The organism is Bacillus sp. FSL P2-0099 (assembly GCF_038007445.1).
In the GTDB taxonomy this organism is placed as follows: domain Bacteria; phylum Bacillota; class Bacilli; order Bacillales; family Bacillaceae_G; genus Bacillus_A; species Bacillus_A mycoides.
Window position 1 is genome coordinate 2,947,150 of sequence record NZ_JBBOXE010000001.1, and the last position, 24,749, is coordinate 2,971,898.

At 34.4% G+C, this 24,749-nt stretch carries 23 protein-coding genes and 1 pseudogene; 7 read left to right on the plus strand and 17 right to left on the minus strand.

The window, feature by feature from the left end; translation table 11 throughout:
• Positions 1–142 precede the first annotated feature (142 nt).
• From MKY90_RS15140 to MKY90_RS15150, 3 genes are read left to right on the plus strand one after another with little or no spacing between them, the layout of a single operon-like run.
• On the plus strand, positions 143–1,072 hold the full coding sequence (locus MKY90_RS15140; RefSeq protein WP_003190194.1) for an AAA family ATPase: 930 nt from the start codon (positions 143–145) through the stop codon (positions 1,070–1,072).
• Positions 1,069–2,232, plus strand: coding sequence for a DUF58 domain-containing protein (locus MKY90_RS15145; protein WP_002168123.1), 1,164 nt, complete (start codon positions 1,069–1,071; stop codon positions 2,230–2,232). Before MKY90_RS15140 ends, MKY90_RS15145 begins: the two co-directional genes overlap by 4 nt.
• Positions 2,207–3,316: a DUF4018 domain-containing protein gene (locus MKY90_RS15150; protein WP_098168755.1), complete on the plus strand. Its 1,110-nt coding sequence runs from the start codon at positions 2,207–2,209 to the stop codon at positions 3,314–3,316. The genes MKY90_RS15145 and MKY90_RS15150 overlap by 26 nt, the downstream gene beginning before the upstream one ends.
• Before the next feature lie 68 nt (positions 3,317–3,384).
• Here the strand turns inward: MKY90_RS15150 and MKY90_RS15155 are convergent, their stop codons facing one another.
• Complete coding sequence (locus tag MKY90_RS15155) at positions 3,385–4,836, minus strand: MFS transporter (RefSeq protein ID WP_012261183.1); 1,452 nt, start codon at positions 4,834–4,836, stop codon at positions 3,385–3,387.
• Positions 4,837–5,139: 303 nt separating this feature from the next.
• Complete coding sequence (locus MKY90_RS15160) at positions 5,140–6,357, minus strand: aspartate aminotransferase family protein (protein WP_098168756.1); 1,218 nt, start codon at positions 6,355–6,357, stop codon at positions 5,140–5,142.
• A 271-nt stretch (positions 6,358–6,628) separates the two neighbouring features.
• Between MKY90_RS15160 and MKY90_RS15165 the strand changes: the two genes are divergently transcribed.
• Positions 6,629–8,008 (plus strand): catalase, encoded by a 1,380-nt coding sequence (locus tag MKY90_RS15165; RefSeq protein WP_098168757.1) that lies wholly within the window; start codon positions 6,629–6,631, stop codon positions 8,006–8,008.
• A gap of 124 nt (positions 8,009–8,132) precedes the next feature.
• Here the strand turns inward: MKY90_RS15165 and MKY90_RS15170 are convergent.
• The 7 genes and pseudogenes from MKY90_RS15170 to MKY90_RS15200 all read right to left on the minus strand — a co-directional run bounded on the left by MKY90_RS15170 (position 8,133) and on the right by MKY90_RS15200 (position 14,710).
• Positions 8,133–8,655 (minus strand): annotated as a pseudogene (locus MKY90_RS15170) (hypothetical protein).
• A 117-nt stretch (positions 8,656–8,772) separates the two neighbouring features.
• Positions 8,773–10,515 carry an adenine deaminase C-terminal domain-containing protein gene (locus MKY90_RS15175; RefSeq protein ID WP_098168758.1) on the minus strand — a complete coding sequence of 581 codons (1,743 nt, stop codon included), beginning with the start codon at positions 10,513–10,515 and terminating at the stop codon, positions 8,773–8,775.
• A gap of 366 nt (positions 10,516–10,881) precedes the next feature.
• Positions 10,882–12,048, minus strand: a complete 1,167-nt coding sequence (locus tag MKY90_RS15180; protein WP_098168759.1) for a serine hydrolase domain-containing protein — start codon at positions 12,046–12,048, stop codon at positions 10,882–10,884.
• 424 nt (positions 12,049–12,472) lie between these two features.
• Complete coding sequence (locus tag MKY90_RS15185) at positions 12,473–12,979, minus strand: DUF3902 family protein (protein ID WP_002127948.1); 507 nt, start codon at positions 12,977–12,979, stop codon at positions 12,473–12,475.
• Positions 12,980–13,284: 305 nt separating this feature from the next.
• Positions 13,285–13,578, minus strand: a complete 294-nt coding sequence (locus tag MKY90_RS15190; RefSeq protein ID WP_000583822.1) for a putative quinol monooxygenase — start codon at positions 13,576–13,578, stop codon at positions 13,285–13,287.
• A gap of 46 nt (positions 13,579–13,624) precedes the next feature.
• Positions 13,625–14,263, minus strand: a complete 639-nt coding sequence (locus tag MKY90_RS15195) for a nitroreductase family protein (RefSeq protein ID WP_000185377.1) — start codon at positions 14,261–14,263, stop codon at positions 13,625–13,627.
• Between the two features lie 18 nt (positions 14,264–14,281).
• Positions 14,282–14,710, minus strand: a complete 429-nt coding sequence (locus MKY90_RS15200) for a MarR family winged helix-turn-helix transcriptional regulator (protein ID WP_000204168.1) — start codon at positions 14,708–14,710, stop codon at positions 14,282–14,284.
• Positions 14,711–15,000: 290 nt separating this feature from the next.
• Between MKY90_RS15200 and tet the strand changes: the two genes are divergently transcribed.
• Positions 15,001–16,944, plus strand: a complete 1,944-nt coding sequence (tet, locus tag MKY90_RS15205; RefSeq protein ID WP_088045037.1) for a tetracycline resistance ribosomal protection protein — start codon at positions 15,001–15,003, stop codon at positions 16,942–16,944.
• 47 nt (positions 16,945–16,991) lie between these two features.
• Here the strand turns inward: tet and MKY90_RS15210 are convergent, their stop codons facing one another.
• Both MKY90_RS15210 and MKY90_RS15215 read right to left on the minus strand, forming a co-directional pair.
• Positions 16,992–17,636 carry an alpha/beta hydrolase gene (locus MKY90_RS15210; protein ID WP_098168627.1) on the minus strand — a complete coding sequence of 215 codons (645 nt, stop codon included), beginning with the start codon at positions 17,634–17,636 and terminating at the stop codon, positions 16,992–16,994.
• A 21-nt stretch (positions 17,637–17,657) separates the two neighbouring features.
• On the minus strand, positions 17,658–18,125 hold the full coding sequence (locus MKY90_RS15215; protein WP_002013562.1) for an NUDIX hydrolase: 468 nt from the start codon (positions 18,123–18,125) through the stop codon (positions 17,658–17,660).
• Between the two features lie 190 nt (positions 18,126–18,315).
• Here MKY90_RS15215 and MKY90_RS15220 point away from each other — a divergent pair, with 190 nt between their 5' ends.
• Positions 18,316–19,107: a DUF4240 domain-containing protein gene (locus MKY90_RS15220; RefSeq protein WP_098168626.1), complete on the plus strand. Its 792-nt coding sequence runs from the start codon at positions 18,316–18,318 to the stop codon at positions 19,105–19,107.
• A 59-nt stretch (positions 19,108–19,166) separates the two neighbouring features.
• On the opposite strand, the gene MKY90_RS15225 is transcribed toward MKY90_RS15220, so the two are convergent.
• Both MKY90_RS15225 and MKY90_RS15230 read right to left on the minus strand, forming a co-directional pair.
• Positions 19,167–20,204 (minus strand): SDR family oxidoreductase, encoded by a 1,038-nt coding sequence (locus MKY90_RS15225; RefSeq protein ID WP_002013566.1) that lies wholly within the window; start codon positions 20,202–20,204, stop codon positions 19,167–19,169.
• Between the two features lie 293 nt (positions 20,205–20,497).
• Positions 20,498–20,797 carry a hypothetical protein gene (locus MKY90_RS15230; protein ID WP_000361375.1) on the minus strand — a complete coding sequence of 100 codons (300 nt, stop codon included), beginning with the start codon at positions 20,795–20,797 and terminating at the stop codon, positions 20,498–20,500.
• A 172-nt stretch (positions 20,798–20,969) separates the two neighbouring features.
• Between MKY90_RS15230 and MKY90_RS15235 the strand changes: the two genes are divergently transcribed.
• Positions 20,970–21,725 (plus strand): CPBP family intramembrane glutamic endopeptidase, encoded by a 756-nt coding sequence (locus tag MKY90_RS15235; protein ID WP_098168625.1) that lies wholly within the window; start codon positions 20,970–20,972, stop codon positions 21,723–21,725.
• Positions 21,726–21,905: 180 nt separating this feature from the next.
• Here the strand turns inward: MKY90_RS15235 and MKY90_RS15240 are convergent, their stop codons facing one another.
• From MKY90_RS15240 to MKY90_RS15255, 4 genes are read right to left on the minus strand one after another with little or no spacing between them, the layout of a single operon-like run.
• Positions 21,906–22,862, minus strand: a complete 957-nt coding sequence (locus tag MKY90_RS15240) for a serine hydrolase domain-containing protein (RefSeq protein WP_098168624.1) — start codon at positions 22,860–22,862, stop codon at positions 21,906–21,908.
• 23 nt (positions 22,863–22,885) lie between these two features.
• A complete protein-coding gene (locus MKY90_RS15245) occupies positions 22,886–23,776 on the minus strand; it encodes an AraC family transcriptional regulator (RefSeq protein WP_002120356.1) in 891 nt (296 codons plus the stop codon).
• Between the two features lie 47 nt (positions 23,777–23,823).
• Positions 23,824–24,294 carry a GNAT family N-acetyltransferase gene (locus tag MKY90_RS15250; RefSeq protein ID WP_078184913.1) on the minus strand — a complete coding sequence of 157 codons (471 nt, stop codon included), beginning with the start codon at positions 24,292–24,294 and terminating at the stop codon, positions 23,824–23,826.
• Between the two features lie 17 nt (positions 24,295–24,311).
• On the minus strand, positions 24,312–24,713 hold the full coding sequence (locus MKY90_RS15255) for a DUF3980 domain-containing protein (RefSeq protein ID WP_098168623.1): 402 nt from the start codon (positions 24,711–24,713) through the stop codon (positions 24,312–24,314).
• Between the last annotated feature and the right edge of the window lie 36 nt (positions 24,714–24,749).

Sequence of the window (24,749 nt, forward strand, 5' to 3'; positions counted from 1 at the left end):
TTGTATAATCATATTCCAAAATATGCAAGTGTAATATTAAAATTAAATATCCATTTCTTTGAATTAAAAAATCATATCAATTTTCTGAATAATTTGTTAAAATATAGAAATATCCGCTTATATTTTGAAAGGAATGATACATATGATAACTAAATTGAAAGAAAACATAGGATCTGTTTTTGTCGGTAAGGAAAATGTAATTGATTTACTCCTCGTTTCACTGCTTGCTGATGGACATGTACTGCTTGAAGACGTACCTGGCACTGGAAAAACATTACTAGCAAAAACAATTTCTAAAAGCATTGGTGGTAATTTTTCTCGCGTTCAATTTACCCCTGATGTACTTCCGAGTGATGTAACAGGTATTGAATATTTCAATCCAAAAACTAGTGAATTCGAATTAAGACTTGGACCAGTTATGACAAATATACTACTCGCAGATGAAATTAACCGCGCGATGCCGAGAACACAATCTAGTTTGTTAGAAGCGATGGAAGAACGACAAGTAACGCTTGAAAAGCAGTCTACTCCTCTTCCGAAACCGTTCTTTGTTATTGCGACGCAAAATCCGATTGAATCACAAGGAACTTTCCCTCTTCCAGATGCACAACTTGATCGCTTTTTAATGACGATTTCAATTGGTTATCCGTCTCCTGAAGATGAATTAAAAATGATGCGCCGTTTTCGTAACAATGCACCGTTAGAAAGCGTCACATCTGTCATTTCTTTAGAAGACATTTTAGAAGCACAGAAACAAGTGAAAGAAATTTTCGTATCAGAACCGTTAGAACATTACATTATTAAGCTTGCTCACGCTACAAGAAATCATGATTACATTGCTAACGGTGTAAGCCCGCGTGCTACATTAGCTTTAGTACGTGCCGTTCAAGCACTAGCCTTTTTACGCGGCAGAGAATATTGCACACCTGAAGATATACAATTTTTAGTTCCTTCTGTTTGGAATCACCGTATCGTCTTATCAATGGAAGGTGCCTTACGCACGACAAAAAATGAAATCACGCAAAGGATTTTAAAAGAAGTTGACGTACCTGTGGAGATTGAACAAGCATGAATGGACAGCGCGTTGTAACTGTACCTTTATTTTTTCAACTCCATATTATTCAATTAACTGTGCCAGGCGCTATACTATTTACGTTTTTTCTGCCGCAACGAATTATTATGTTTCTCTTTTTCTTCTACTATTTATTTGCGATTTTCATTTATAAATATGTCGCTTACATAGAGAAAAGATTTCAAGTTATAAATGAAAAACAAACAACTCGGCTTTTCCCTGATGAATCTGGACAGTTTTTTATTCATTTAAAAAATGGTGCAAATATACCACTCGTTAACGGCGTTTGTTATTTTCATTTAAATTCATCTCTTATACCGCATAAGGATCAAGGGATTGAACAAATATCGAAAACGTTATTTTCTTTCCCATTTTCACAACCTGCTCATTCAGCACAAAAATGGGATTTAACATTAACCGCAACGAAGCGTGGTGTGTTTCAAATTGAACAGTTCGAATGTGTTTTAAAAGATCCTTTTCATCTTTTAACTGTACATTTACCTGTTTTCGATAAGTTAAAGACTGAAATTATTGTGTACCCTTCTCCTAAAGAGGTAGCCGGTTTACAAGAACTTCAGCAACTATTAACAGGTTCGTATCGAACGAATTTCTCTTTTTACAATGATGAAACATCCATTATCGGTGTTAAACGATATGAACGTGAATCTTTCCGCTCTATTCATTGGAAAGCATCTGCTAAAATGCAGGCGTTACAAGCGAAGCAATATGAACCTGTAAAAAATTATAGTTGGACGATTTGTCTTTCTTTAGCTGCTGATCGTGGGTTTGGTTGGAAAGAAAATGTAGAAGACCTTATTTCATTTACAACGTACATTTGTCAATTCGCAACGAAGCATCAAATTCCGTTTGAGTTATTTATTAGCGTTTTAGCAGAAGGTGGCCCTTTGCTTTTACCATTAAACGAAGGACAAACACATTACGCCAAAGCGTTAGAAGAATTAGCACGTATTTCAGATGATAGTACGCTACTTCCGAAACAAGGATTTCTTCACTATGTAACGAGAAAAAGGGAACGCTCATCTACAATGATATACATTGGTTTGCAGAAAAAGGAGCTCCCTCTTCTATCTCAGCCTACGTTCCTCATTAATAATGAAGGGATGGTGGAAAAGCTTGAAAACTTGGCTCTATCACGTTAATGACTTTATTCTGCTCCTCCTCCTTTCGTTATTAACAGAAAGGGACGAACTAGTTGGTATTGCTATATTTTTAGTGACCGGTTATGTAGGAGTATTTTTTATTCATAAATTTATGAATAAAAAAACAACAGGTTTTGTACTACTGTTAGTTATTCAAATAATCGGTTGTTCTTTATTTCTACCTTTCTCTATTTTAGGCACAATATTATTACCACTGTTTTTCTTTATCGTACACTCTGTTGGACCGGGATATCCAGTACAAAAATCGTTAGGCGGTATTGTATGGTTTGTCGTTTCAGCTATATTTTATGCCCCCTTTCCGCCATTGTGGAAATTGTTACTATTAACTTTACACATTATGATTACATTTTGGTTAACAGGTTCCAATCGTAATCAACAGCTATTACGTTTCACTTCTATTATTACGATTGGAATAATTAGCGCTTTACTTATTCCGGTATTTCCTTATATTCGGCTTCTTTTTTCTTATATCATACAAGTAGTTGCCTTAGGATTTGGTTATGCTTTAAATCCATTGTTCTCGGCAGCTGCATTAAAAGATACAGACGACTTTTGGTCGAATAAAGGAAATTTAAAAGATCCTCAAATTAAAGAGGAATTGGGGCAGCGTCCTTTTGATCCAACTCTCATAAATAGCATTACAATAATAGCCTGTACAGCCATCGCTATTTACGTCGTTTGGAAAATAGTAAAAAAACGAAAACATTTAAGTTTACCAAATATGCCTGTCTTTGAATCTACAATCATTACTGATAAAGAAGGCATTAACCAAAAACGCTTCAAACGAAATAAACCACCAAATAACGAAATTCGGAAAGAAATTTTCAAACTCGAGAGCAAGCTATCTCCTCCTTTAAACCGAGAACGAGGAGAAACTGTTGAAGCTTGGCTAGAAAGAATTAATGATGAAGAAGAGGTAAATATTCAGAGTCATATTATTATAGACGCGTATAATGCAGTTCGTTATTCAAATGGTGAAAACACTGTACTTCTGCATGAATTTAAGGAAGAGGTTCATAAGCTTTATGCGTATCAGAAGAGTTTGAAGAAGAAGAGAAAATGATGTATACAAAAAGACTCCTATTAAACTAGGAGTCTTTTTGTGTAAAAGTCCACGTTGCTTTTCACAAATTATGCTTTTTTTCCTGCTTCAATTTCTAAAGATTCTTCATGCCACCAAAGTGTTTCTTCAGGATCCTCTTTAGCAATTTGATGTGCTTCTTTTTTCGATTCTACAGTAGGGTAAGAACCTTTTAGTGCACGTCCTGAGGTTGTGACAAACAGTACACTAAACACAATTAATCCAATTACACTTACACCTGTTAAATAAAATGCTGGTGCTAGTGGATTACCAGTAGCATGAACTAAGTATGAACATACGAGCGGTGTTGTACCACCGAATATAGATACAGAAATATTAAAGGAGATAGAAAGCGCACGATAACGTACATCGGTGAAAAAGAGTGCTGGTAATAACGAAGGCAATGTTCCTTCATATACACTAAGGAAGAAACCTAAAATGAAAATACCCGCAAACATGGCTACAATATGTCCGTTACCAATTAATAAAAATGCTGGAATTGAACATAATGCTAAACCAAGTAAGCCAATTTGTACTACTCGTTTATTACCTACTTTATCACTTAATTTACCGAAATAAAGTGCCAGTGGAATCATAAGTGCCATCGTAATTGAAATAATTAATAAGCCCGTTGTTTCTTTGACTTTTAGTACTTGTGTTAAATAAGAAGGAATATACGAAAGGATCATATAGTTTGTAATGTTAAAGAAGGCAACAATTACTGTGCTTAATAAGAAGTCTTTTTTGTGATATTTTAATATATCCATAAACGAAAATTGTTCGTTGTCTTCAGATTCCTCTTGTGCTTTTTCCATCTCTTGAAAGATTGGAGATTCATCTAAATGACGTCGTAAATATAAACCGACCAAACCAATTGGTGCAGCAATTAAGAAAGGAATACGCCATCCCCAGCTGAGCATTTGCTCATCTGTTAATAATAACGTCAAAATGGTAACAATTACCGAGGCAGCAATGTAACCTGAGAGTGTTCCAATTTCAAGACCACTACCGAGTATACCACGCTTTTTATCTGGAGAAGATTCTGCGATATAAACCATTGCTCCTGAATATTCGCCGCCTGTAGAGAAGCCTTGAATCATTCGAGCAATTAAAAGTAGTATTGGTGCCCATACACCAATTTGTTCATAGGTTGGTAGTAATGCGATGAATAATGTAGAAAGTGCCATTAAAATAATAGTTGTACTTAAAACAATCTTTCGGCCGTATTTATCTCCTATTCTACCAAAGAAAATACCTCCGATTGGTCGAACGAGAAAGGCCGCCGCAAATGTACCAAATGTTAATACAAGTTGCAAACCACTATTATCCACACCTGAGAAGAATAATTGACTTAATATTACCGCTAAATACGCGTATAATCCAAAGTCAAACCACTCCATTGCATTCCCAATGCCAGTAGCAATAACTGCTTTTTTCGCTTGTTTAGAATTGACAATATTAACGTCTTGAGGTTCAAAATTTAAATCATTATTTTGTTGCATATAGTAAAACAGCCCCTTATTTAATTTAACTTCTTTAAGCACACCTTCTCTTACTAGAATAAATTCAATACGAAGCACTTAAGGAAAAGCAACGTCTCCTTATCTGTTATTATTGTTTCACATAATTAATTATTTGTCCAACGAGATGCTTCCTAGATTAAGTAATTTACTATTTTAAAAAGCTGAAGAAGGCGCTATACGAGTACCTTTTTCAGCTTTTTATTTTAATATCTAAATTTATTTTTTTCACCCCTATTTTCTTCCTATTTGAATTAAAAATAAGGTGCTTTTTTATAAAGTTTTTTAAACACTCGCTATAGCTGATAAGCTATGAATACAGGAGATAAACTCATAAATAAATGCATCAATTTCTTCTTTAGTAATTATATATGGAGGAAGTAAACGGATGATGTTCCCTTGTGTAACATCAACTAACATTCCTTTCTCCATTAGCTCCACCTGTAATTTCTTAACATTTTCATTCTTATCATTCAAACTAATTCCAAACATCATTCCAGCATGACGTACTTCCTGAATATAATAAGAATTTTCTTTCTGAATTTCTTGCAATTTATCATTTAGATAGTGTGATGTTTCATACGCTTCTTGCATTAAACCATCGTCAATCAATGTATTTAAAACCGTTAACCCTAAAGCCGTTCCCATTGAAGAATGAGCAAACGTTGTGCCGTGATCTCCTGGTGCAAATACATCACATAACTTTTCACCTACAACAATTCCGCCAAGCGGTATCCCGCCTCCTGCTCCCTTACCAATTTGAATAATATCCGGTGTAATATTGAAATTTTGATAAGCAAATAGTTTACCAGTTCTCCCCATACCACTTTGAACTTCATCAACGATAAGAATGACATTATATTTATCACATAAGTTTTGAACACCATGTAAATATTCACCCGATAAAGGGTATATCCCCCCGCTACCTAATACAGGCTCTAGCATAATCGCAATTGGATTTTCTTTAACAATTGTTTCTTCTAATTGCTCTATATTCTCGCGCTCTACTTCATATACAGGAATCGATGTTTTAGGGAAATTTTGATATACACTTTCTTGTCTCGTAAAATGAAGTGCCCCTAACGTACGCCCGTGGAAGCTATTCTTCAGCACTACGATTCCTTCACGTTCCTCATGCGTATTCGCTCTATATTTATCAATTAATTTCAACGTTGTTTCTGTCGCTTCCGTACCAGAGTTTGTAAAAAAGACTTTTCCATTTTTTAAAGAGCACTCAACTAATTTCTTTGCATACTCAATCGCAACTGGGTTTAAAAAATGAAACGGAAGATGCAGAGATTTCGTAACTTGTTCCATTGTCGTTTGCACGATTTTCGGGTGATTATACCCTAATACGTTCACTCCGACACCAGAAAATAAATCTACATACTCTTTACCATCCACATCATAAAGCTTGCACCCTTCTCCTCTTTCTATTGCAACCTTCGTACGACAATACGTAGGCATCATATATTCTTTATCTAATTGAAACCAATCCGACATTTTAAATTCCTCCTAGTTATTTTCCCTGTTTATTTATGTTCATTCTCTATAAAGTCATGTATAAATTCATTTTTAAGATTGTAATTTTAATAGTAATTTTCTTCCCGATATTCATTTTTCCATAATTTCTTCTATTTCAACAGGTCCACTGCATGTGCGTTTTTTTCATCTAGCGGTATGTTACCAATTTGAACTTTGTATGTAATACATAATCAAGGCTAAAGAATCATATTTAGTAACAATCGACGAAAAAAATTTGGAGGCTAAATCGATGAATGAAAAATATGATAAACAGAGGCAATCTTTATCAGGAGAAGACTTTAACCAAGATCGAGAACTTAATGAACCAGCTAAACTTCACTCTCAAACAGTTGGTTCACGTGGACCTATTTTAAAGCAAGATAGTGTACTGCACGAGGCGTTACAAGAATTCATTCATGAAAAAATTTTAGAAAGACCTGTTCATGTAAAAGGATTTGGTGCATTTGGTTATTTCCAAACGATATATCCGATGTCTGAGCATACAAAACTAATATTTTTACAAAATTCTAATGAGAAAGTTCCTGTTATGGTTCGCTTTTCTTTAGCTGTCGGTATAAAAGGAACACCTGATACATCTAGAAATGTAAGTGGCTTTGCTACAAAATTTTATACAGAAGAAGGCATTTTTGACCTTATATGTAATCACATTCCCGTCTTTTCTATTCGTGATCCGATGCGTTTCCCAGAATTTATTAAAGCATTCTTACCTTCACCTAAAAATAATTTAATTGATCCTGATAGGTCTTGGGGCTTTGTAGCAAGAGCGCCTGAATCGATTCATTTTATTGTACGTTTATACTCTGATGCTGGTACGATAAAAAGTCTTCGCCACATTCCAGGACATAGTGTAAATACATATGTTTGGAGAAATGCTCAAGGTATTAGAAAGTACGTTAAATACCATTGGTACCCATTTGAAGGTGTACAATACATTAGTCGCGAAGAAGCAAATAGACTAGCCGCTGAAAATCCTGATTACGCTGGTAAAGATTTATACGATGCGATTGCGGGTGGCAAACCGGTGGAATATGGCCTATATGTTCAGCTTATGGACCCTAAGGATGAAGCAAATCTTTCTTATGATCCTTTAGACGATACAAAAGTATGGGATGAAAAAGAGTATCCCCTAATACCAGTAGGCAAAATGGTATTAAATAAAAATCCTGATAATTATATGGAACAAGTAGAAAAAGTCGCCTTCTCCCCTTCTAATTTACTAGACGGCACAGAATTATCTGATGATAAAATACTGCAAGGCCGTGCTAACATTTATAGTGATTCTCAAAGAAGAAGAATTGGGGCTGAATTTCGTAAATTACAGGTTAACCAGCAGCAAGATTGGACACCAGCTAACCAAATAACAAGCGGTGACGGAAGGTACATTGAAGGTAAACTCGAAAGGACTTCTATAACTAAACAAGATGACTTTAAGCAGGCTGGTGAATTTTATGCGAAGTTACAACCGATAGAAAAAGAACATCTTGCCGAAAACTTAGCTAGTGATTTGAAAGTTATATCTGAGGATATTAAAAAGGTAGTTTTGGGGTATTTTCATAAAGTGTCAGCTGATTTGGTGAATAGGATTGAGAGTGCGATGCAAAGGCTTTAAAAATATAAAAAACGTCATTTTTAATGATGAAAATGACGTTTTTTTATGGCGAACTTACTAGTGATTTCTATCGACCAATTTACATTTATTTACGAAAACTTTCCCATTCAAGATTTTCGTTACATCATTTTATATTATGGTATTCATTTCTCTTTTTCAGATAATCTTTTTCACATTGTAATGGTCTGTATTCCACGATTTTCCCTTGCTTCTTTTTCGTTTCGGTAACAATCCATTCCCCTTTTTCAAGGTTTAGGCGTTTCATTACATTAGTATCGTCTATTTCTTTATAAAGTAAAAATGCTTCTTGCGCCTTCACAAATAATCTAGGCTCTCCCCTATATCCACCACTATCATAAACTTTAGTTAGCGAATTATAATAAGAATCATTTTCCCTTCCGCCATACATCAAATGCGCAGCCTCTAGGTCTCTTTTACTAATTTCCCAAAAACTATTTTCATCAATCTTTAAATCAAATGTAGATATAATGTCATTTCATAATGTTTTTCACATACTTTTCATCACGAATTTTACTTTCTTCCAGACAATCTGAAGATAACCTTGGTGCATTTGACTGAGAATGTACCACATGCTGTATAGATACGCGCAAAATAAATACACTTAAAACATACAATAGTTTTTTCATATTTAAGTATCACCTCAAATGATTTAGATACTATATTATTTGTTTTTGAGGTGATTCTATTCTTATGCTGTAAATAATAAATCCCCTATAAAATTGATTTTTATAGGGGGGTTATATTTAACATTTAATCGGCGTAGCAAGTACCTTACTACTTTTCACATCATATAATCCTATAGGCGTTACTCGTATAAAAGGCAAGTGCGTCGCAGAAAAGAATAAAATCGTAAATGCCGGATCGTCATACGCGTAGCCACGCTCTTGTAGCAATTTCACCATCTGTTTTTCTTCCTGTATTAATTCACTCATTTTTAAATTAGACATAATCCCGAGCAATGGTAATGCTATTTCGTGTAATACTTCATTCTTTTCAGCTATTACCATTCCCCCGCCAAGCTCTTTTACCCTATGAAAAGCTGTAAGCATATCTTCTTTACTCTTTCCAATGAGGATGATGTCACCTGTACCGGAATAGGAGCTAACAAGGCCTCCTAATTTATTTGCAAAGCCTTTTACAACTGTATTCACTCGCCAAGTACCATCACGAGCAATCATCATAAGGAAACATTCATCATGCTCAATAGAAAGTTCTTCACCGTTTAAGTCGATTTCAGTTACATATGGTTTTGAAATAACATCATTTAATAATTTTATACCTGTTGTTTCAGAAAAAATCATATCTTCTTTCTTTAAAGACCAGTCTAATGATAATGGAGTTACTTTGAATTTACTCCAGTCTATATGTAATGATGCATTTTTGTTTATTCCGTCACGCTTCATCCATTTCCCCTTTGCAATTACACTTATTGGAATCGGATTTTCTTTACTTTCCAAAATATTAATATTTGCAATTCTTCCTGTCGCGATCGCGCCGTGTAAATGCTCCATATTATAATAACGAGCAATGTTATAGCTTGCCATATTATAGGCATCAATTACTGGCATTCCTTGCTTTATCGCGATTTCTATCATCCTATTCGTCATTCCGTTTTCATAAAATGACGGATGTGAACCATCTGTTGTGAACATGAATCTATCAAATTGCTTGACACCTAATTCCAGCAATTCTTTCAGTAAAACTTCTAAATCTGGACGGATAGAAGAGTTTCTAAGGGAAACAGTGTAACCTTGCATAAGACGCGCGAAAGCTTCCTGCCCTGTCATCGCTTCATGATCACAATCTGTACCTAACAGTTTTAACTTCGCTAAAGTCGTTTCAGATGCTCCTGGGAAATGCCCTTCCACTTTTTTATGTAATCGTTTCGTTTCCTGCACCCAATGTAACATTTCATCATCGCCATGTAATAGTTTCGGCCATGCTGTTAACTCGCCGCCCTGAAGAACATCTTCATGCTTCAGCCATTCCATTATTTCTTCACTATTAAATAAAGATTCCCCATTCTGTAGTTCAGTCTGTCCATCGAAACGACACCACCAATACATACTTGCTGGAATCTTTTTAAATTCATCTAATAAACGAAACGCTACTTCCCGTTGTAATGTGAAAAACAAAGTTAAATTATCATTAATGAAAGTTGTTGTACCAAATTGCATCGCATGATTTGCTAAAGTTTCAGGATTATATAATTGATATGGATGTGCATGCGGTTCTATGTAACTAGGAACTACATACTTTCCATCACAATTAATGACTTCACATTCGTGTAGTTGCTCTGGTAGTTTTTCTCCTACATATATAATGCGGTCATCATAGATCCAAATATTTGCTTGCACCCACTCGCGCATATAGGAATTTAAATATGTTGCATTCTTGAATAAAATGTGCGGGCTTCTTGTGCCATCTATTACTTCAACATGTTCTCGTAATTGTGTGTTACTCCATCTAAACTGATTTTGTCCCAATGTATTTCACTCCACATCAATTTACTTTTATTTATTAAAACAAAAATAATTAACTAACTAAAGTATTATCCATTCCTAACTCCCCTGTATATCCCCTATACTCTTTATTATATGGAATGATTACAAAAATAACAATTTTCGAAATTTATAATATATCTCTTTGATCCAAAATAAAAAAGATGTCATGCAACTGACATCTTTTTTATACTAGACTATAAGATTGAATTACACTTGTATCCGTATTTATGTTCTACATATACTTGATTGCTGCCATACCATGAATGCTAATACTGTCCTTATTTGCAAAATTAAAAAGCATCTCTTTTATTTACAACTAAAGCCGGATTCCATTCGCTTTCTTTTCATCTATTTCTTAAATTCAACTTGCATCATTTTATTAAACTGTGTTAAAATATCAATCGCACCTAAAGAGTTAATACTGACAGCCAATGTATGTTTGCCTCCAATTACTCCGCCAACAAAAGTTGTAAATCCAGGAATCGACCCTCCATGACCCCAAATTGAAACACCGTTTGAAAGTTTCGTCTCATAGATCCCAAGACCATATCCATCACCAAGACCTTTTCCTTCTATAGGAACTGTAGTAAGCATTTCTTTTAGCTCGCGTTCTTTCAGTAACTTACCACCGAGTAAAGATGCAAAGAACGTATTTAAATCGTCCGCATTTGAAATCATATCTCCAGCTGCATTAGCTAAACTCGGATTATAATACGTCATGTCTTTCAATTCACTTGTTTCGTCTATTTTCATATACCCACGAGCATGATCCTTTCCTGGAATAACGGGTGAATTCCCTGGTAAAAACGTATTTGACAGATTCAAAGGTTCAATAATTCGTTTTTCAATTTCTTCTGCATAACTATTGCCACTTATTTTTTCAATAAGCATTCCCAATATTACGTATCCTGTGTTTGAATACGCCCATCCTTTACCTGGCGAAAAATCTGGGGGTAGAGAAAGTCCTATTTTCACTATTTCTTCTGCTGTATACGTTTTTCTCGAATTCATTATGTCAGCGTCTTTTGACTTTAAATATTCAGCTATACCACTCGTATGATTCAAAAGTTGACGTATCGTAATTTGATTGCCATCATACCCATTTCCTTGAATGAGACCCGGTAGCCACTTTTCAATTGGATCGTCAAGTTGCACGCGATTTTCTCCTACTAATTGAAGAACAGTCGTAGCGGTAAAAGTCTTCGTCACACTCCCAATCCGAAAACGATAATCCGATTTCATTGTTTTCTTTGTATTTAAATCCGCGACGCCAGCAGTATAACTACTAATCTTTCCATTGTTAGACGTCTTCGCTAATATTCCTGGGGTTCCAAGCTGTACTGTTTCCTGCATTACTTGTTTCCAACCATTCCGATTCTTTTGATCATGTGATTGTGACGGACTAGATAAATTTTGAACAGACTCTGCTTTCACAGTAAAACCTGGTGTGAATAGAGTAGTACCCGCTAATAAAACTGCCAAACTTGCTAACTTAATTGAATTACATTTTTTCATAAGACTCCCTCTCCTCTATTAATATAGGATTAATTCAAGTTATACTTTAATCCTATATGATAAAACTCTCTTTTTTCTTATCCATTCCTTACGAAATACTTACGTTCAAATTTTGATACGATAAACTGAGAAAGAGCTATGCATGAAAATAAAAAGGGCATATAAAATAAGGACAGCCACTTAACTGCCCTTATTTTCATTTCACCTCGTCTTTATTATTTTTAAGATGATTCATTAATTGTGTTCGTTTCAAAGGTACATATATGTTTGTTCCAGTAACATATCTTTTTCCCAATCGAATTATCTTATAAATTTAAGGAGTTCATATTAAGATTAACAATAAAAAAGAACGTGTTTTCAATTTATCAGAACACGTTCTTTTACATACTTAAAACCCTATATCAAATTTTTATTTCATTCACTTTTACCATCCTGCACTAGCGTTCATGCCATTTCCAATAATAGTAAGAAATAGTGGCCACAATACTGGTCCTAACGTAAGAAGTAAATTTAGAAGTATAAGTAATCTATATACCCCGGGGAAATTTTGATCTTTACGATTTACAAATACTAAAATAACTAATAATATTATGGTCGTTAAAAATAAAAGTAGAGTTAGCAACCAATACCAAACCATTAAACTGAGACTCCATGGTGTTAATAGCTCGTGTATTATACCAAATATGATTCCTAATACTCCAAAACTAAAGGTAGTAACTGTTGATTTTATAAGCACTATATTTAATGTTTTTTCGTATGTATTTTTACAATATAAATCTATTAAAGTGTATAAAGATAAATATGCCATTAATACACCTATCCAAGACAATAACCAGTCTCCGCCTCCTCTAAATAACATGAACAGCAACCAACACATCCCTACTGCAGAAAAAGCAAAGGAAATAAGTATGCTTTTCAATACCGGTTTCATTATATTTTCACACCCTTAAAAATAAATTATAAGTTTTTACTAAACTCATGTAATTTTTTATTAACATGCTACCCATTAATCGTTTAGCTCTAGCGTATCCTTTTTTCATTCTATATTAATAAAACAAAGATATACTCATGAACAATTAAAGAAGCAATACTCTACAAAGAGTTCCATATAGCTTGTATATTCTTTTTCCATTGGTAGAGATATTAAAAAATTAAGTATACATTAACATGCAATTAAATATAAGTAAATAAAAAAGATGACCTCAGCATACGCCAAAGTCATCTTCTATAACCATATTATTTTACTAGTTCACCGCTATAAACCTTTATATCAAGCGGAGCAGTTAAAAACTGTGATGCTTTACTAACGAAAGATGTGAAGTGTTCACTCGTATTATGACTCGCAACTGCTGCTTCATCTTTCCATACTTCTACCATCGTATAAACACTTTCTTTTTCAGTATCTTTATATAAATCGTAAGATACATTTCCACTTTCTTCTCTTGAACCATGAAGTAGTGGCTGAATTTCTTCTAAAAATGATTGTTGTTTTGCTGGATCTACTTGAAATATTGCGTGAATAATAATCATGGTGTTTCCCCTCTCATATCTCACTTATTTCTGTTTTTTTATAAAATTACTTCCACTCAGCAACTTTTTCAATTGGAAGACGTACTGATGGATAACCACTGTCAGCAGCTTTTCCGATTGAAATTAACATAACTGGTACGTGACGCTCTTTGTCTAATCCGAAAGCTTCTGCGATTTGGTCTTTTTCAAATCCACCAATTGGGCAAGTATCATAGCCGTGAGCACGTGCTGCTAACATAAATTGCATCGCTACAAGACCACCGTCAATTAGTACAGTATCTTTCATTACTTCTGGTGTAACCATTGAGAAGTAACCTGAAAGTTTTTTCATTTGATCTTCTTTTACTTCAGCTGGCATAAGTCCGCGCTCTACTGCTGTACCGTAAATTTCTTCTGCGTTATCAAAGTTGTTTAAGTCACCAAATACAGCAATCATCGCTGAAGATGTTTCTACTTGAGATTGATTGAATTTTGCAAGTGGAGCCAGTGTTGCTTTTGCTTCGTCACTTTCAATAACAAGGAATCTCCATGGTTGCATGTTTACTGAAGATGGTGCAAGTGTTGCTTCTGTAAGAATTTCTGTCATTTCTTCTTTGCTAATTTTTACTGAAGGATCGTACTTACGAATTGAACGACGTCCTGTTAAAATTTCGTTAAAATCATTTGTTTTTACTGAGTTAGTCATAGCTGTATTCTCCCTTTTTTAAAGTTCTTTTATATTTTCTTGAATGCGGTCTAACATCGTTAAAAGATTGTCGCGTTCTTCTTCACTTAATCCTTTAAATGCTGAAGTAGCGAAACGCTCTTTTTCCTCTTGATACACTTGAATTTTATTTCGCCCCTCTTCTGTAAGAGAAACTAACGTAATTCTGTTATCATCTGGATTTTTACGTCTTGTAATCATTCCGTTTGCTTCCAGCTGTTTTAAATGCCTCGTAATCGCGGCATTATCAATATTCACTTCTTGCTGAAGTGCTTTTTGACTAATTTCATCTACTTCATATAACTGAAGTATAAGCTCTAGTCTAGATTGACTCATACCCGTACACCCTTCAAACTTCGAACTTACTTCTTTATTTAGAAAGTGTAATTTATATAAAATTATTGCTTCTTTTGAGCATGAACTTGTCAAATTACCCCTCCTTTACATGCAAAACAAAAATATTTGATGTATCAATAGTTGATATGTCAATTAATATAATCTATATCGATTTATAATGCAAGCATTTTGTTTTCACTATTTATTTTTTTGAAATTCGTCTATTAATATTTTTCCAAAATAAGACGTTTTATGATGTTACAAAAAATGTAAATTACATTATAATAGTAATAATTCAAATGACTGGAGAGTGATTGTAATGCGGCAATACACAAATAGAAATGAGGAAATGAAAATGGAAAATGAAATGAGGATATTTATATATGACAACAATAAATATAGGGATTGTCGCGCACGTAGACGCTGGCAAGACGAGTTTGACTGAGCGAATTCTTTATGAGACGAATGTGATTAAAGAAATTGGCCGAGTAGATAGTGGTAATACGCAAACTGACTCAATGGAATTAGAAAGACAACGCGGAATTACGATTAAAGCATCTGTCGTTTCTTTCTTTATTGATGATTTAAAAGTAAATGTTATTGATACACCTGGACATGCTGATTTTATCGCTGAAGTGGAGCGATCATTCCGCGTTTTAGACGGTGCGATTTTAGTTATCTCTGCCGTTGAAGGTGTGCAAGCACAAACGAAGATTTTAATGCGGACATTACAGAAATTAAACATACCTACTATATTATTTGTTAATAAAATAGACCGTAGTGGCGCAAATACTGAAAAAGTTGTGAAACAAATAAAAGAGCTTCTTTCAAATGAAGCATCCCCCTTCTACTCTGTAGAAAACGAAGGTACAAAGGACGCTCGGATTATTGAATATAAATCCTATGACGATTGTATTGAACGATTAGCACCATTTAACGAATCATTGCTTGAGTCATATGTAAATAACGAAATAATACCGGATGCACTATTAAGAAAAGAACTTGAAAAGCAAATACAGCAAGCAAATGTGTTTCCTATCTTTTTTGGTTCAGCAATGACAGGTATCGGAGTAACTGAATTACTTAAAAATATTTCAGCCTTAATTCCAGCTACTAAATCGGCACAAGATGAAACATTATCCGGTGTTGTTTTTAAAATTGAACGTGAATCTTCTGGCGAAAAGATTGCTTACGTAAGACTATTTTCTGGTTGTTTACACGTTAGAAAATATGTTGATATACAGCGTGGAGAGTCTCTACCACATAAGGAAAAGATTAAAAAAATGTGCATGTTTCATAATGGAGATGCCGTTCAATCTTCTACTGTTCAAAGCGGAGAGTTTTGCAAAGTGTGGGGACTTACGAATATTAAAATTGGTGATATTATCGGTAAGCGGACGGATTATATAAAGGATATTCACTTTGCCGAACCACAAATGGAAGCTGCTATTGAAGCAGTGCCTAAAGAACGAATTCATGATTTATACGCTGCACTTATGGAGCTATGCGAAGAAGATCCTCTCATTAAGGTTTGGAAAGACAATGTTCATAATGAACTATATATTCGCCTTTTCGGTGAAGTGCAAAAAGAAGTTATTGAAACAACACTTTATGAAAAATACCGTCTACAAGTTACCTTTTCAAACACGCGAGTTGTATGTATTGAAAAACCAATTGACTTAGGGAATAGCGTTGAAGTAATGAGTGAAAAAGAAAATCCTTTTTACGCAACAATTGGGTTCAAAGTTGAACGTGGCGCGCTTAACTCTGGCATAACGTATAACTTAGGTGTTGAACTTGGATCACTGCCTTTAGCATTTCATAAAGCGATTGAAGATACAGTATTTCAAACGTTAAAACAAGGTTTATTTGGATGGGAAGTTACGGACATTATCGTCACATTAACACATACCGGCTATGCCAGTCCTGTTACAACAGCGAGTGACTTTAGAAATTTAACACCGCTCGTATTAATGGATGCTTTAAAACAAGCCAAAACATGTGTATATGAGCCATTAAACGAATTTGAATTAACTGTACCAGAGCACGCAATTAGTACCGCAATGTATAAACTAGCTGCTATCCCAGCAACTTTTGCAGAGCCTACGTTGCATAATGATTCTTACCATTTAACAGGATCATTACCTGTTGCAAAAACAGAGGATTTTAAACGAATGCTCCATTCATTTACTGAAGGAGAAGGTATCTTTATAACAAAGCCAACTGGTTTCACAAAACTTACGGCTCCCTTTCCTACTCGAAAACGTGTTGACTTTAATCCGCTAAATCGGAGGGATTATTTTCTTCGTGTTTTGAAGGCTTATTAAATAAAAAAGAGGTGCCATTCGCACCTCTTTTTGCATGTATTGATAGGTTAGTTTTTCCTAACAACTTCTTTAAGTTTTTCTATTATTTTTGCTATCGCTTCGATCGAATTCTCGGTTTCAAATTCTCCAACATTTACAGAATGGTTAGCGTTTTTGACAACTTCAATCTGTAAATTCGTTTTATGTAACTGATTTATTTGATTTGCATTATATTGATGATCTTTATCTCCAATTACTAAAAGCCCTTCGTGATGACTATGTAAGATCGAATCAAAAATAGAATCAAAAGTTAGTACTGGTGTAAGCAACATCATTTTTGACCGTAGAAATTCTTCTCTCTTCATTAAATCATTCGCAATCGGGATTGTTCCGAGTGATTTTCCTAAAAACATCGAATTGCTATATTGCCCACTTTTTAGCACTTCAATAATGACAGGATTAATATCATCCATCATTACTTTCGTTATTTCTTCCATTGGTTTTTCCATTAATTGTCCATCGTAGGAATAATGAATATGTACTACATCTATTTTATTTTCAAGCATAAGCATCGTTGCATAATAAAATAACGGCTTGTCATAATTGTAGCCTGAACCTGAGAACATAAAACAAATTGTATTAGAACCTTTTTCGATATGTGTGTAACGAATGACTTTGTCGTCTATATGTATTTCCTTTTTAGTCCCCTTCACCGTTTTCCCCTCCAAGCACGCTTACTTTTGTAAAACGATATGTTCTGTATGAACTGATACATCCTTTACTTTATCTTTTATAAACGCTGGCTGTAAGTTATATGCATGTAACTCTTCTACCGGCACCCACTTAAATAAATATTTTCTACCTGCTTCTTCAAGAATATATTGATCCGCCCCATTTGCAGGTAATTCATGCAATTCTACTTCATAATAAAAACTAATCTCATGAAACTTTCGCTCAGAAAGTGTAAAGAAGTTTTCTACTGACCATATTAATCTCTTCACTTCAATAGGTACGCCTAGTTCTTCTGCAAGCTCTCGTTTTAATGCATCTTCACTATTTTCTAGCATTTTCACTCTTCCGCCTGGTACGTACCAATACTCTTCACCTTCATCTTGAAGGATAAGTATTTTACTACCTTGTTTACAAATTGCTCCGACTCGGTAATTAAAACATGTTTCCTCTACTTTAAACGTAAGATCCACAACAAACCCCTCCAATGTATCATTACAAAACTATTATGTATGTGCTGTACAAATAAGATTACTAAATTTTTCTATTTCATTCAATGATTTTCGAACTTTCCGAAAACTACACTTACCTTTTTGTCATTACAGGTATTTATACATATGTTACAATCACAATGCATACTAGAAAAGCAATATGGGGGTACGAATGGAAACGTTATTAATCCAGCAAACTGAGAAATCAAATAAGTTTTGGAAAATCGTTGTGAAAGATAGAGACTACGTTGTGTTTTACGGAAAAATTGGCACAGCTGGTAGTGTGAAAGCGAAAGAGTTTGAAACAGAAGAAGAATGCATAAAAGAAGCTAACAAACTAATCGCTTCCAAACGAAAAAAAGGATATACCGACCCTATTCTAGGGGAAGATTACATAAAAGAAAAAACGATAACAGAAGAAGAATTTTGGGAACTACTCGCTCGTGCAAAATCGAAAGGCGAAAACCAAGAAGAACAAATAGAATGGCTCACTTCTCATATCGCCAAACGTACAGTACATGAAATTGTAGCTTTTGACACACATATGCACCATATTTTAAAAGCTTCCTATACGTCTCACTTATGGGCGGCTGCTTATATAATTATGGGCGGTTGTTCGGATGATAGTTTTGATTACTTCCGCGGGTGGTTATTATATCAAGGAAAAGAAACATACGAAGCGTGTATTGAAGATCCAGAACGGTTAATTCCTGTATTAGAAAATTTGAGCGAGTTTGATGTTCCAGAAATAGAAGAACTTACGCTATATTTCGGACAAGAAGTATATTTGGAGAAGACTGGGGATGAAGATGATACATACTTTACACTATACCATGTCTTATCAAATGAAGAATTTGAGGAAGTTGATATCGAGTTAGACTGGGATGAAGATGACGAAGAAGGTTTGAAAAAGATGTTTCCTAAGCTATGGGAAATGTACGGGGAAGAACCGATTGAGTGGTAGACTAATATTAGGACTCTGTTTAACCAATAGACAGAGTCCTTTTTTCATAAGATTCCTATTTAAGCTCTCTTTATTTCATACCACTTATCTAACAGCACCTTTTCTCTTTCAATTGAAATACCTGCCTTTAATTCCCTATCTTTCGTTTCTCTCATCCACTCATACACGTCTGTAACTGTGTCTTCTAACCTTCTAAAAGTAAGACCCTCTTTAACTGCGCTCTCTATATTAATAGAAAATCCACCTTTCCACGGATCTGTTTCACCTTCTAATGAAAAAGTTTCTGGAAGCCACAATGGCATTTCCGTCCATGGCTGTACTTTATTCTCATGCATAAACGATTCATCTACCCAAACGAATTCAGCATCACTATTCGTTACCTTTTTACACGTATTTAATAGTTCTTCCATCGTCAATTCATAATTCGGACCCGTTACATTAAATGTACCCGCTTTATTATTTTCTGCCATGTTTAGCCCAAAGCTTGCGACATCTTTTATATCAACGAACTGTACTGGATGGTCTTTTCTTCCAGGCACTAACACTTCTCCTCCCTTTGCTAAACGCCCAATCCAGTATGGAAGCCGATCTGTATAATCAAACATTCCTGAAAGAAGTCCTGCTCTTACATGTAAAACACGCCCCGGCCAATACTTCTCTGCTTCTTTTTCACATAATACTTTAAGCGCACCGTAATACTCATAAGGAGATATTTCACCATTCTCTACAGCTTTTACCTTATCACTTGGTGGTTCAGGTAGTAATTTATAATCTTCTTTTATGTGATGCGGGATCCAATCTTTATATACGGAAAGGCTTGAGATGAATGTATAGTGCTTTATATTATCTTTAAGTACTTCTCCTACATTCCTAATGTGATGAGGAGAAAATCCACATGTATCTATGACCATATCCCATTTTCGATTTACTAAACTTGAAACATCATCATTTCTGTCACCGATTAACTGCTCTACTTCAGGAAAAATTTCTTTATTTGTTCCACGGTTGAATAATGTAACTTCATGCCCTCTATTCAAAGCCTCTTCTACGAAAGCCCTTCCTAAAAAACGTGTACCGCCCAGTATTAGAATCTTCATTCTTTTTCCCCCATTCAATCAAGCGCATGATTAAAAACCTTTTCTTTTGTTTAACGATTTTCCCTTGTAAAAAGTTACGGGTATTTTTCATTTTTTTCTATAGTTAATATAACGTCATCTAAATTTGCAACTTGTGACATAACTTTTTATCGAATTCGACAGTAATGAAGACGATAAAGAGGGGTTGAAAAATATTTCAACTAAGTCATAGTGATAAGTACACATCTACGAAAATACTTATTTATACGAGCAATGCTCCTGTCAATTTGGCAGGAGCATTGTTTTTTCAACCTCTATTTACTTTTATATACTTGAATTGAAATGATCGAAATTAAACTGAGCAACCCCATAAATAAACAAGTCGCGCCTAGAATTGTATAAGAATTTCCGTATCCTTGTAATAAAGCTAAATACGTACTTGTATCCATATGACCGCCCTGCTCTGCAACAGATTCACTTGTTGCCTTACTCCCCATTTCTGGTGCATTTATTAGTACATACACACCGATAATAGCTACTAAAGCTGAAATGATTTCTACAACATTAGACTTTGTCATCATACCCTCACCTTTCAAACAACGTCTTTTATCCATCTAGTGAAATCTCTTTCTATCTCTTACTATACTAGCAAAAAAAGGGATATAATTTAATCCCCTTCTCTATTACTAGAATCAACAATATGAAAATATTCATTCTGTCTATTTCCATTTCATATATAATTAAAATATCCAATATTTGATTAACAAATTATACGTACTTAGGTAGGTGATAAATATTAATAAAAACATAGTTTATCATTCAACATTTTACATTTATTCTCTCACATCGTTCTTTTATATCTTTTTGCTAAACATAGAAAATGGTCGTAGTTATTTGGGTTTCACGATGGTTGTTCCGTTGTTAGCCGTTATTTTATATCAAAAAGCATATAAGAAACAAGAAATTTTCCATACATTTAGCATTTCACGTCCAACATTAAAATCACTAATTTTCTCCATTTTATTCCCACTACTTCTAGGTCTATTTCTCCATTTCTATTTTTATATTTATAATATAAAGTTCTTATTTAATCACTGCAATGAATTGGGATTTCTCCTACTCATTGGTCTTACAATTGCAGCTTTGTCTGCATTTTTAGAGGAAATTATTTGGCGCGGGAATCTTCATTACTATTTACGAAAAAAATATTCATTAATACAAACCGCAATAATTACAGCTTCACTTTGGTCTTTATGGCATTTACCAGTAGCACTCTTTTATAAAAACTATGAGTTATGGTTTGTAGGAATATTAAGTTATCTATCGTTATTATTTATATTATCTATAATTTTGACGTACACGAGAGAGTACGGTCGTTCTGTACTACCACCCGCAATTTTACATGGTATGTTTAATGTATTTTTTTTAACAGATGGATTGCAAAACAAGTGGGATGCCAGCCTAATGGCGTTAATTAAATTTATCTTTTTAGCAATTGCGCTCTGCATTATGTATCTTATACATCGAAAAGTTAAAAAATAGTTAACAATTAAAAAAAGTGTTTCAGTTTAATGTACCTTAATTAGCTCATTAAGTACTTCAACACCTTTCAATTATTCAATAATCGTATAGGTGTTGAAGTTTTCTAATTTTAATTGAACGACTCCGTTCTCACAGCACTTATTTCAATTATGTAGAACATAGCAAGTATAACTATTTCTCCTATTGTAACTTTTGTAAAACTTTTAAATAAGGAAATATACACTCTTTGATTAATCTCCATCTATCCTGTGCTTCCGGTATAATCTCAGATGCAATCACCACCACCAATTCCTTCTCCGGAATACAACAAATCATATTCCCACCATCGCCCATTGCACAGTATGAATAGACACCTTCTTCTTCTCGTAACCACCATAAGTAACCGTATTGATTTGAATTCATCGCTATTGATTCTTGTACCCACGATTTTGAAAGAATTTCCTTTCCATTATGAATACCTTCATTCAAATACATCTGTCCAAACTTAGCCATATCTTTAACTGTTAACGTTAGTCCCCAGCCGCCCGTCGAAATACCATTTGGATCGTGAACCCATCCTTTCACATCTTTTCCGAATAAGTCATCGAATTCAAAAGATTTCATATTGTAGTTTGGAATTTCTCTCATGCCAAGCGGCTGAAATAAGTATTCATTCGCAAATTCACGCGCACTTTTTCCTGTTGCGCTCGTAATAATTGCTGATAATAAATGAGCTCCTGCAGATGAATATTTAAAAAATCCAATTTCTCCGCCTTTCCCTACCCTATTTAACGTATACTGCACCCAATCCTTTTGTGTGCATAATTCTTCTAACGGTTCCTGCCAATCTACGAAAGGATGTGGCGCTGTCATCGTAAGAAGGTGTCGTACTGTTATTTCAGATGAATTACAATTATATTCTGGGAAAAATTCTATTACTTTTTGATCAACGCTTTTTATATACCCTTTATTTACACATACCCAAATTAACGCGGAGATTATCGTTTTTGTTACTGATGCTACATGACATGCATCATCTGGACCGTAACCATTATAATAATTTTCAAAAGTAACATTACCTTTTTGTACAACTAATACACCATTTATATTTTTATAGTTTTCTTTTATAATCCAATCTAACTGTTCAGCAGTCTTCATCATTCTTCCCCCTTAATATATGATTAAAAAAGTTCGATAGGTACATATATATCAACTATATGTTTATGTTCGGGATGCTGCCTTGGATCATTTCTATATACTTCAAAAGGGTACGAATCTCTCGGCTTATATCCGCTATTTGGCAGCCATTCACCGTATAAGAAATTCCATGCTCCTTTATATTCATCTTGGAATATTTCAAAATGACCTACCGCATACTTGCCTGAAGGTATTACCATTATTCCAATGTCGCTCGTTTCTACTGCGGACTCATTCGGAATTGTTATACATAGACTTGTTCTTAACTGATAGTCTTCTGTAAACTCATGATGATCGTGGTAAATTGTTAATACTTTCGTATCCTCGAATACATGATAGTTTTGCTCTGTGGCGTAACGAAATAGTTTTTCTATCATTTTTGAAAAAGCTATAGCTAACTCTTTATATGTACCTACATGTCTTATGTATGCGACGTTTACGTTGTCCGCTGTTACAATTTCAACATTTCCTCGAACCTTCTTACATTCATTGTATTGAGAAGTTTCACTTACGTCTTTGCAATTCTTGCTATTGTGATTTCTATAGTGAGACGGACTTACTCCGTAATAACTTTTAAATGTCCGGGAGAAAACTGCTGAATCTGTGAACCCGAAGTAATACGCAATGTCTGTAATCGTCATATCTGTACGATAAGTAAGAAGGTGTGTTGCCCTCTCTAATTTCAAACGATTCACATACCGAGATAACGGCTCATCCATCATCCCTTTAAAAATTCTATGAAAATGAAATTTTGAGAAGCCTGCCACATTAGCTAAATCTTCAATTGAAAGTGAATCATTTATATGTGATTCTATATAGTCTTGCACTTTATAAACACGTCGTAAATACTCGTTTCTACTTTGAGAACTCTCCACATTTATCCCTCCTCACAACAAAAAGACTAACTTTACGTCAGCCTACTTTACACATTTTTTAAAAATAAAACTCTACTCCCGCCGTTCCCATCATAATTTGTATGTACGGATACACCATCTATCTCATCATCCCCAGCTTCAATTCGAAATCCGATTTCTTGATGAAATTCAATTGACTTTTTATTAACTGGTGACGTAATTGCTTTTACAACTTTACGGTTATTTGCACGAGCGCTATCGAAGAAATAAGAATATAACGTCGATGCGATTCCTTTTCGTCTAAACTTCGGATTTACACCGATAAAATGAACGTACGCTTCATCTTTATGCGTTTGTGAAAAGAAACCACATAGAAAACCTAACGTTTCGCCATCTTCTTCAATGATAAAACTCGTTTCTTGAAAATGGACGAAAAACAACTTCGGCAACATACTAGCCATATCTCTTCCGCCCCACCAATCATTTAATACAGAATGAATCTTTACATAATCTTCCCCTTGAATATTTCTTACTCGCATGTATTTCTCCCTCTCACTCACTTCATTTTTTCATATATTTTAATAACCGTTTCGACTAACAGAATGAATACCCAAATACCTGAAAATACAAGAACAGACTGGAATATCGATCCAATTACCATAACACCAACTGCACCTGTTATTGAAAATGATATTCCACCAAGCCCTGGATCCTGTATAAGTGCTCCAGCAAAAAAAGCAGTTATAATAGATACTATTAAATAAATAACACTCATTATTTTTAATATTTTTATAGAAAGATACGAGGTTTGTTCTTGCTCCACTTGTGATAATTCGATTTCCCCACTCGCAATTCCTTTTTGCAAACAGTCTTCACATAGAAATTCTTCTTTAATTTTTTTACCACCATGCAATGTACCTGTTATTTCTTTACATCGTGAACACTTTCGATTTATCATGTTGATATCACTCCACTCATATAAGATTATACTTAC

Bases quoted from the DNA above. Each gene is read 5' to 3' on its own strand.
- MKY90_RS15255 (WP_098168623.1), bottom strand. From the start codon at position 24,713: ATGATAAATCGAAAGTGTTCACGATGTAAAGAAATAACAGGTACATTG.
- MKY90_RS15225 (WP_002013566.1), bottom strand. From the start codon at position 20,204: ATGAAGATTCTAATACTGGGCGGTACACGTTTTTTAGGAAGGGCTTTC.
- MKY90_RS15220 (WP_098168626.1), top strand. From the start codon at position 18,316: ATGGAAACGTTATTAATCCAGCAAACTGAGAAATCAAATAAGTTTTGG.
- MKY90_RS15145 (WP_002168123.1), top strand. From the start codon at position 1,069: ATGAATGGACAGCGCGTTGTAACTGTACCTTTATTTTTTCAACTCCAT.
- MKY90_RS15140 (WP_003190194.1), top strand. From the start codon at position 143: ATGATAACTAAATTGAAAGAAAACATAGGATCTGTTTTTGTCGGTAAG.
- MKY90_RS15195 (WP_000185377.1), bottom strand. From the start codon at position 14,263: ATGACTAACTCAGTAAAAACAAATGATTTTAACGAAATTTTAACAGGA.
- MKY90_RS15240 (WP_098168624.1), bottom strand. From the start codon at position 22,862: ATGAAGACTGCTGAACAGTTAGATTGGATTATAAAAGAAAACTATAAA.
- MKY90_RS15165 (WP_098168757.1), top strand. From the start codon at position 6,629: ATGAATGAAAAATATGATAAACAGAGGCAATCTTTATCAGGAGAAGAC.
- tet (WP_088045037.1), top strand. From the start codon at position 15,001: ATGACAACAATAAATATAGGGATTGTCGCGCACGTAGACGCTGGCAAG.
- MKY90_RS15180 (WP_098168759.1), bottom strand. From the start codon at position 12,048: ATGAAAAAATGTAATTCAATTAAGTTAGCAAGTTTGGCAGTTTTATTA.
- MKY90_RS15230 (WP_000361375.1), bottom strand. From the start codon at position 20,797: ATGGATAAAAGACGTTGTTTGAAAGGTGAGGGTATGATGACAAAGTCT.
- MKY90_RS15160 (WP_098168756.1), bottom strand. From the start codon at position 6,357: ATGTCGGATTGGTTTCAATTAGATAAAGAATATATGATGCCTACGTAT.
- MKY90_RS15250 (WP_078184913.1), bottom strand. From the start codon at position 24,294: ATGCGAGTAAGAAATATTCAAGGGGAAGATTATGTAAAGATTCATTCT.
- MKY90_RS15185 (WP_002127948.1), bottom strand. From the start codon at position 12,979: ATGAAACCGGTATTGAAAAGCATACTTATTTCCTTTGCTTTTTCTGCA.
- MKY90_RS15190 (WP_000583822.1), bottom strand. From the start codon at position 13,578: ATGATTATTATTCACGCAATATTTCAAGTAGATCCAGCAAAACAACAA.
- MKY90_RS15155 (WP_012261183.1), bottom strand. From the start codon at position 4,836: ATGCAACAAAATAATGATTTAAATTTTGAACCTCAAGACGTTAATATT.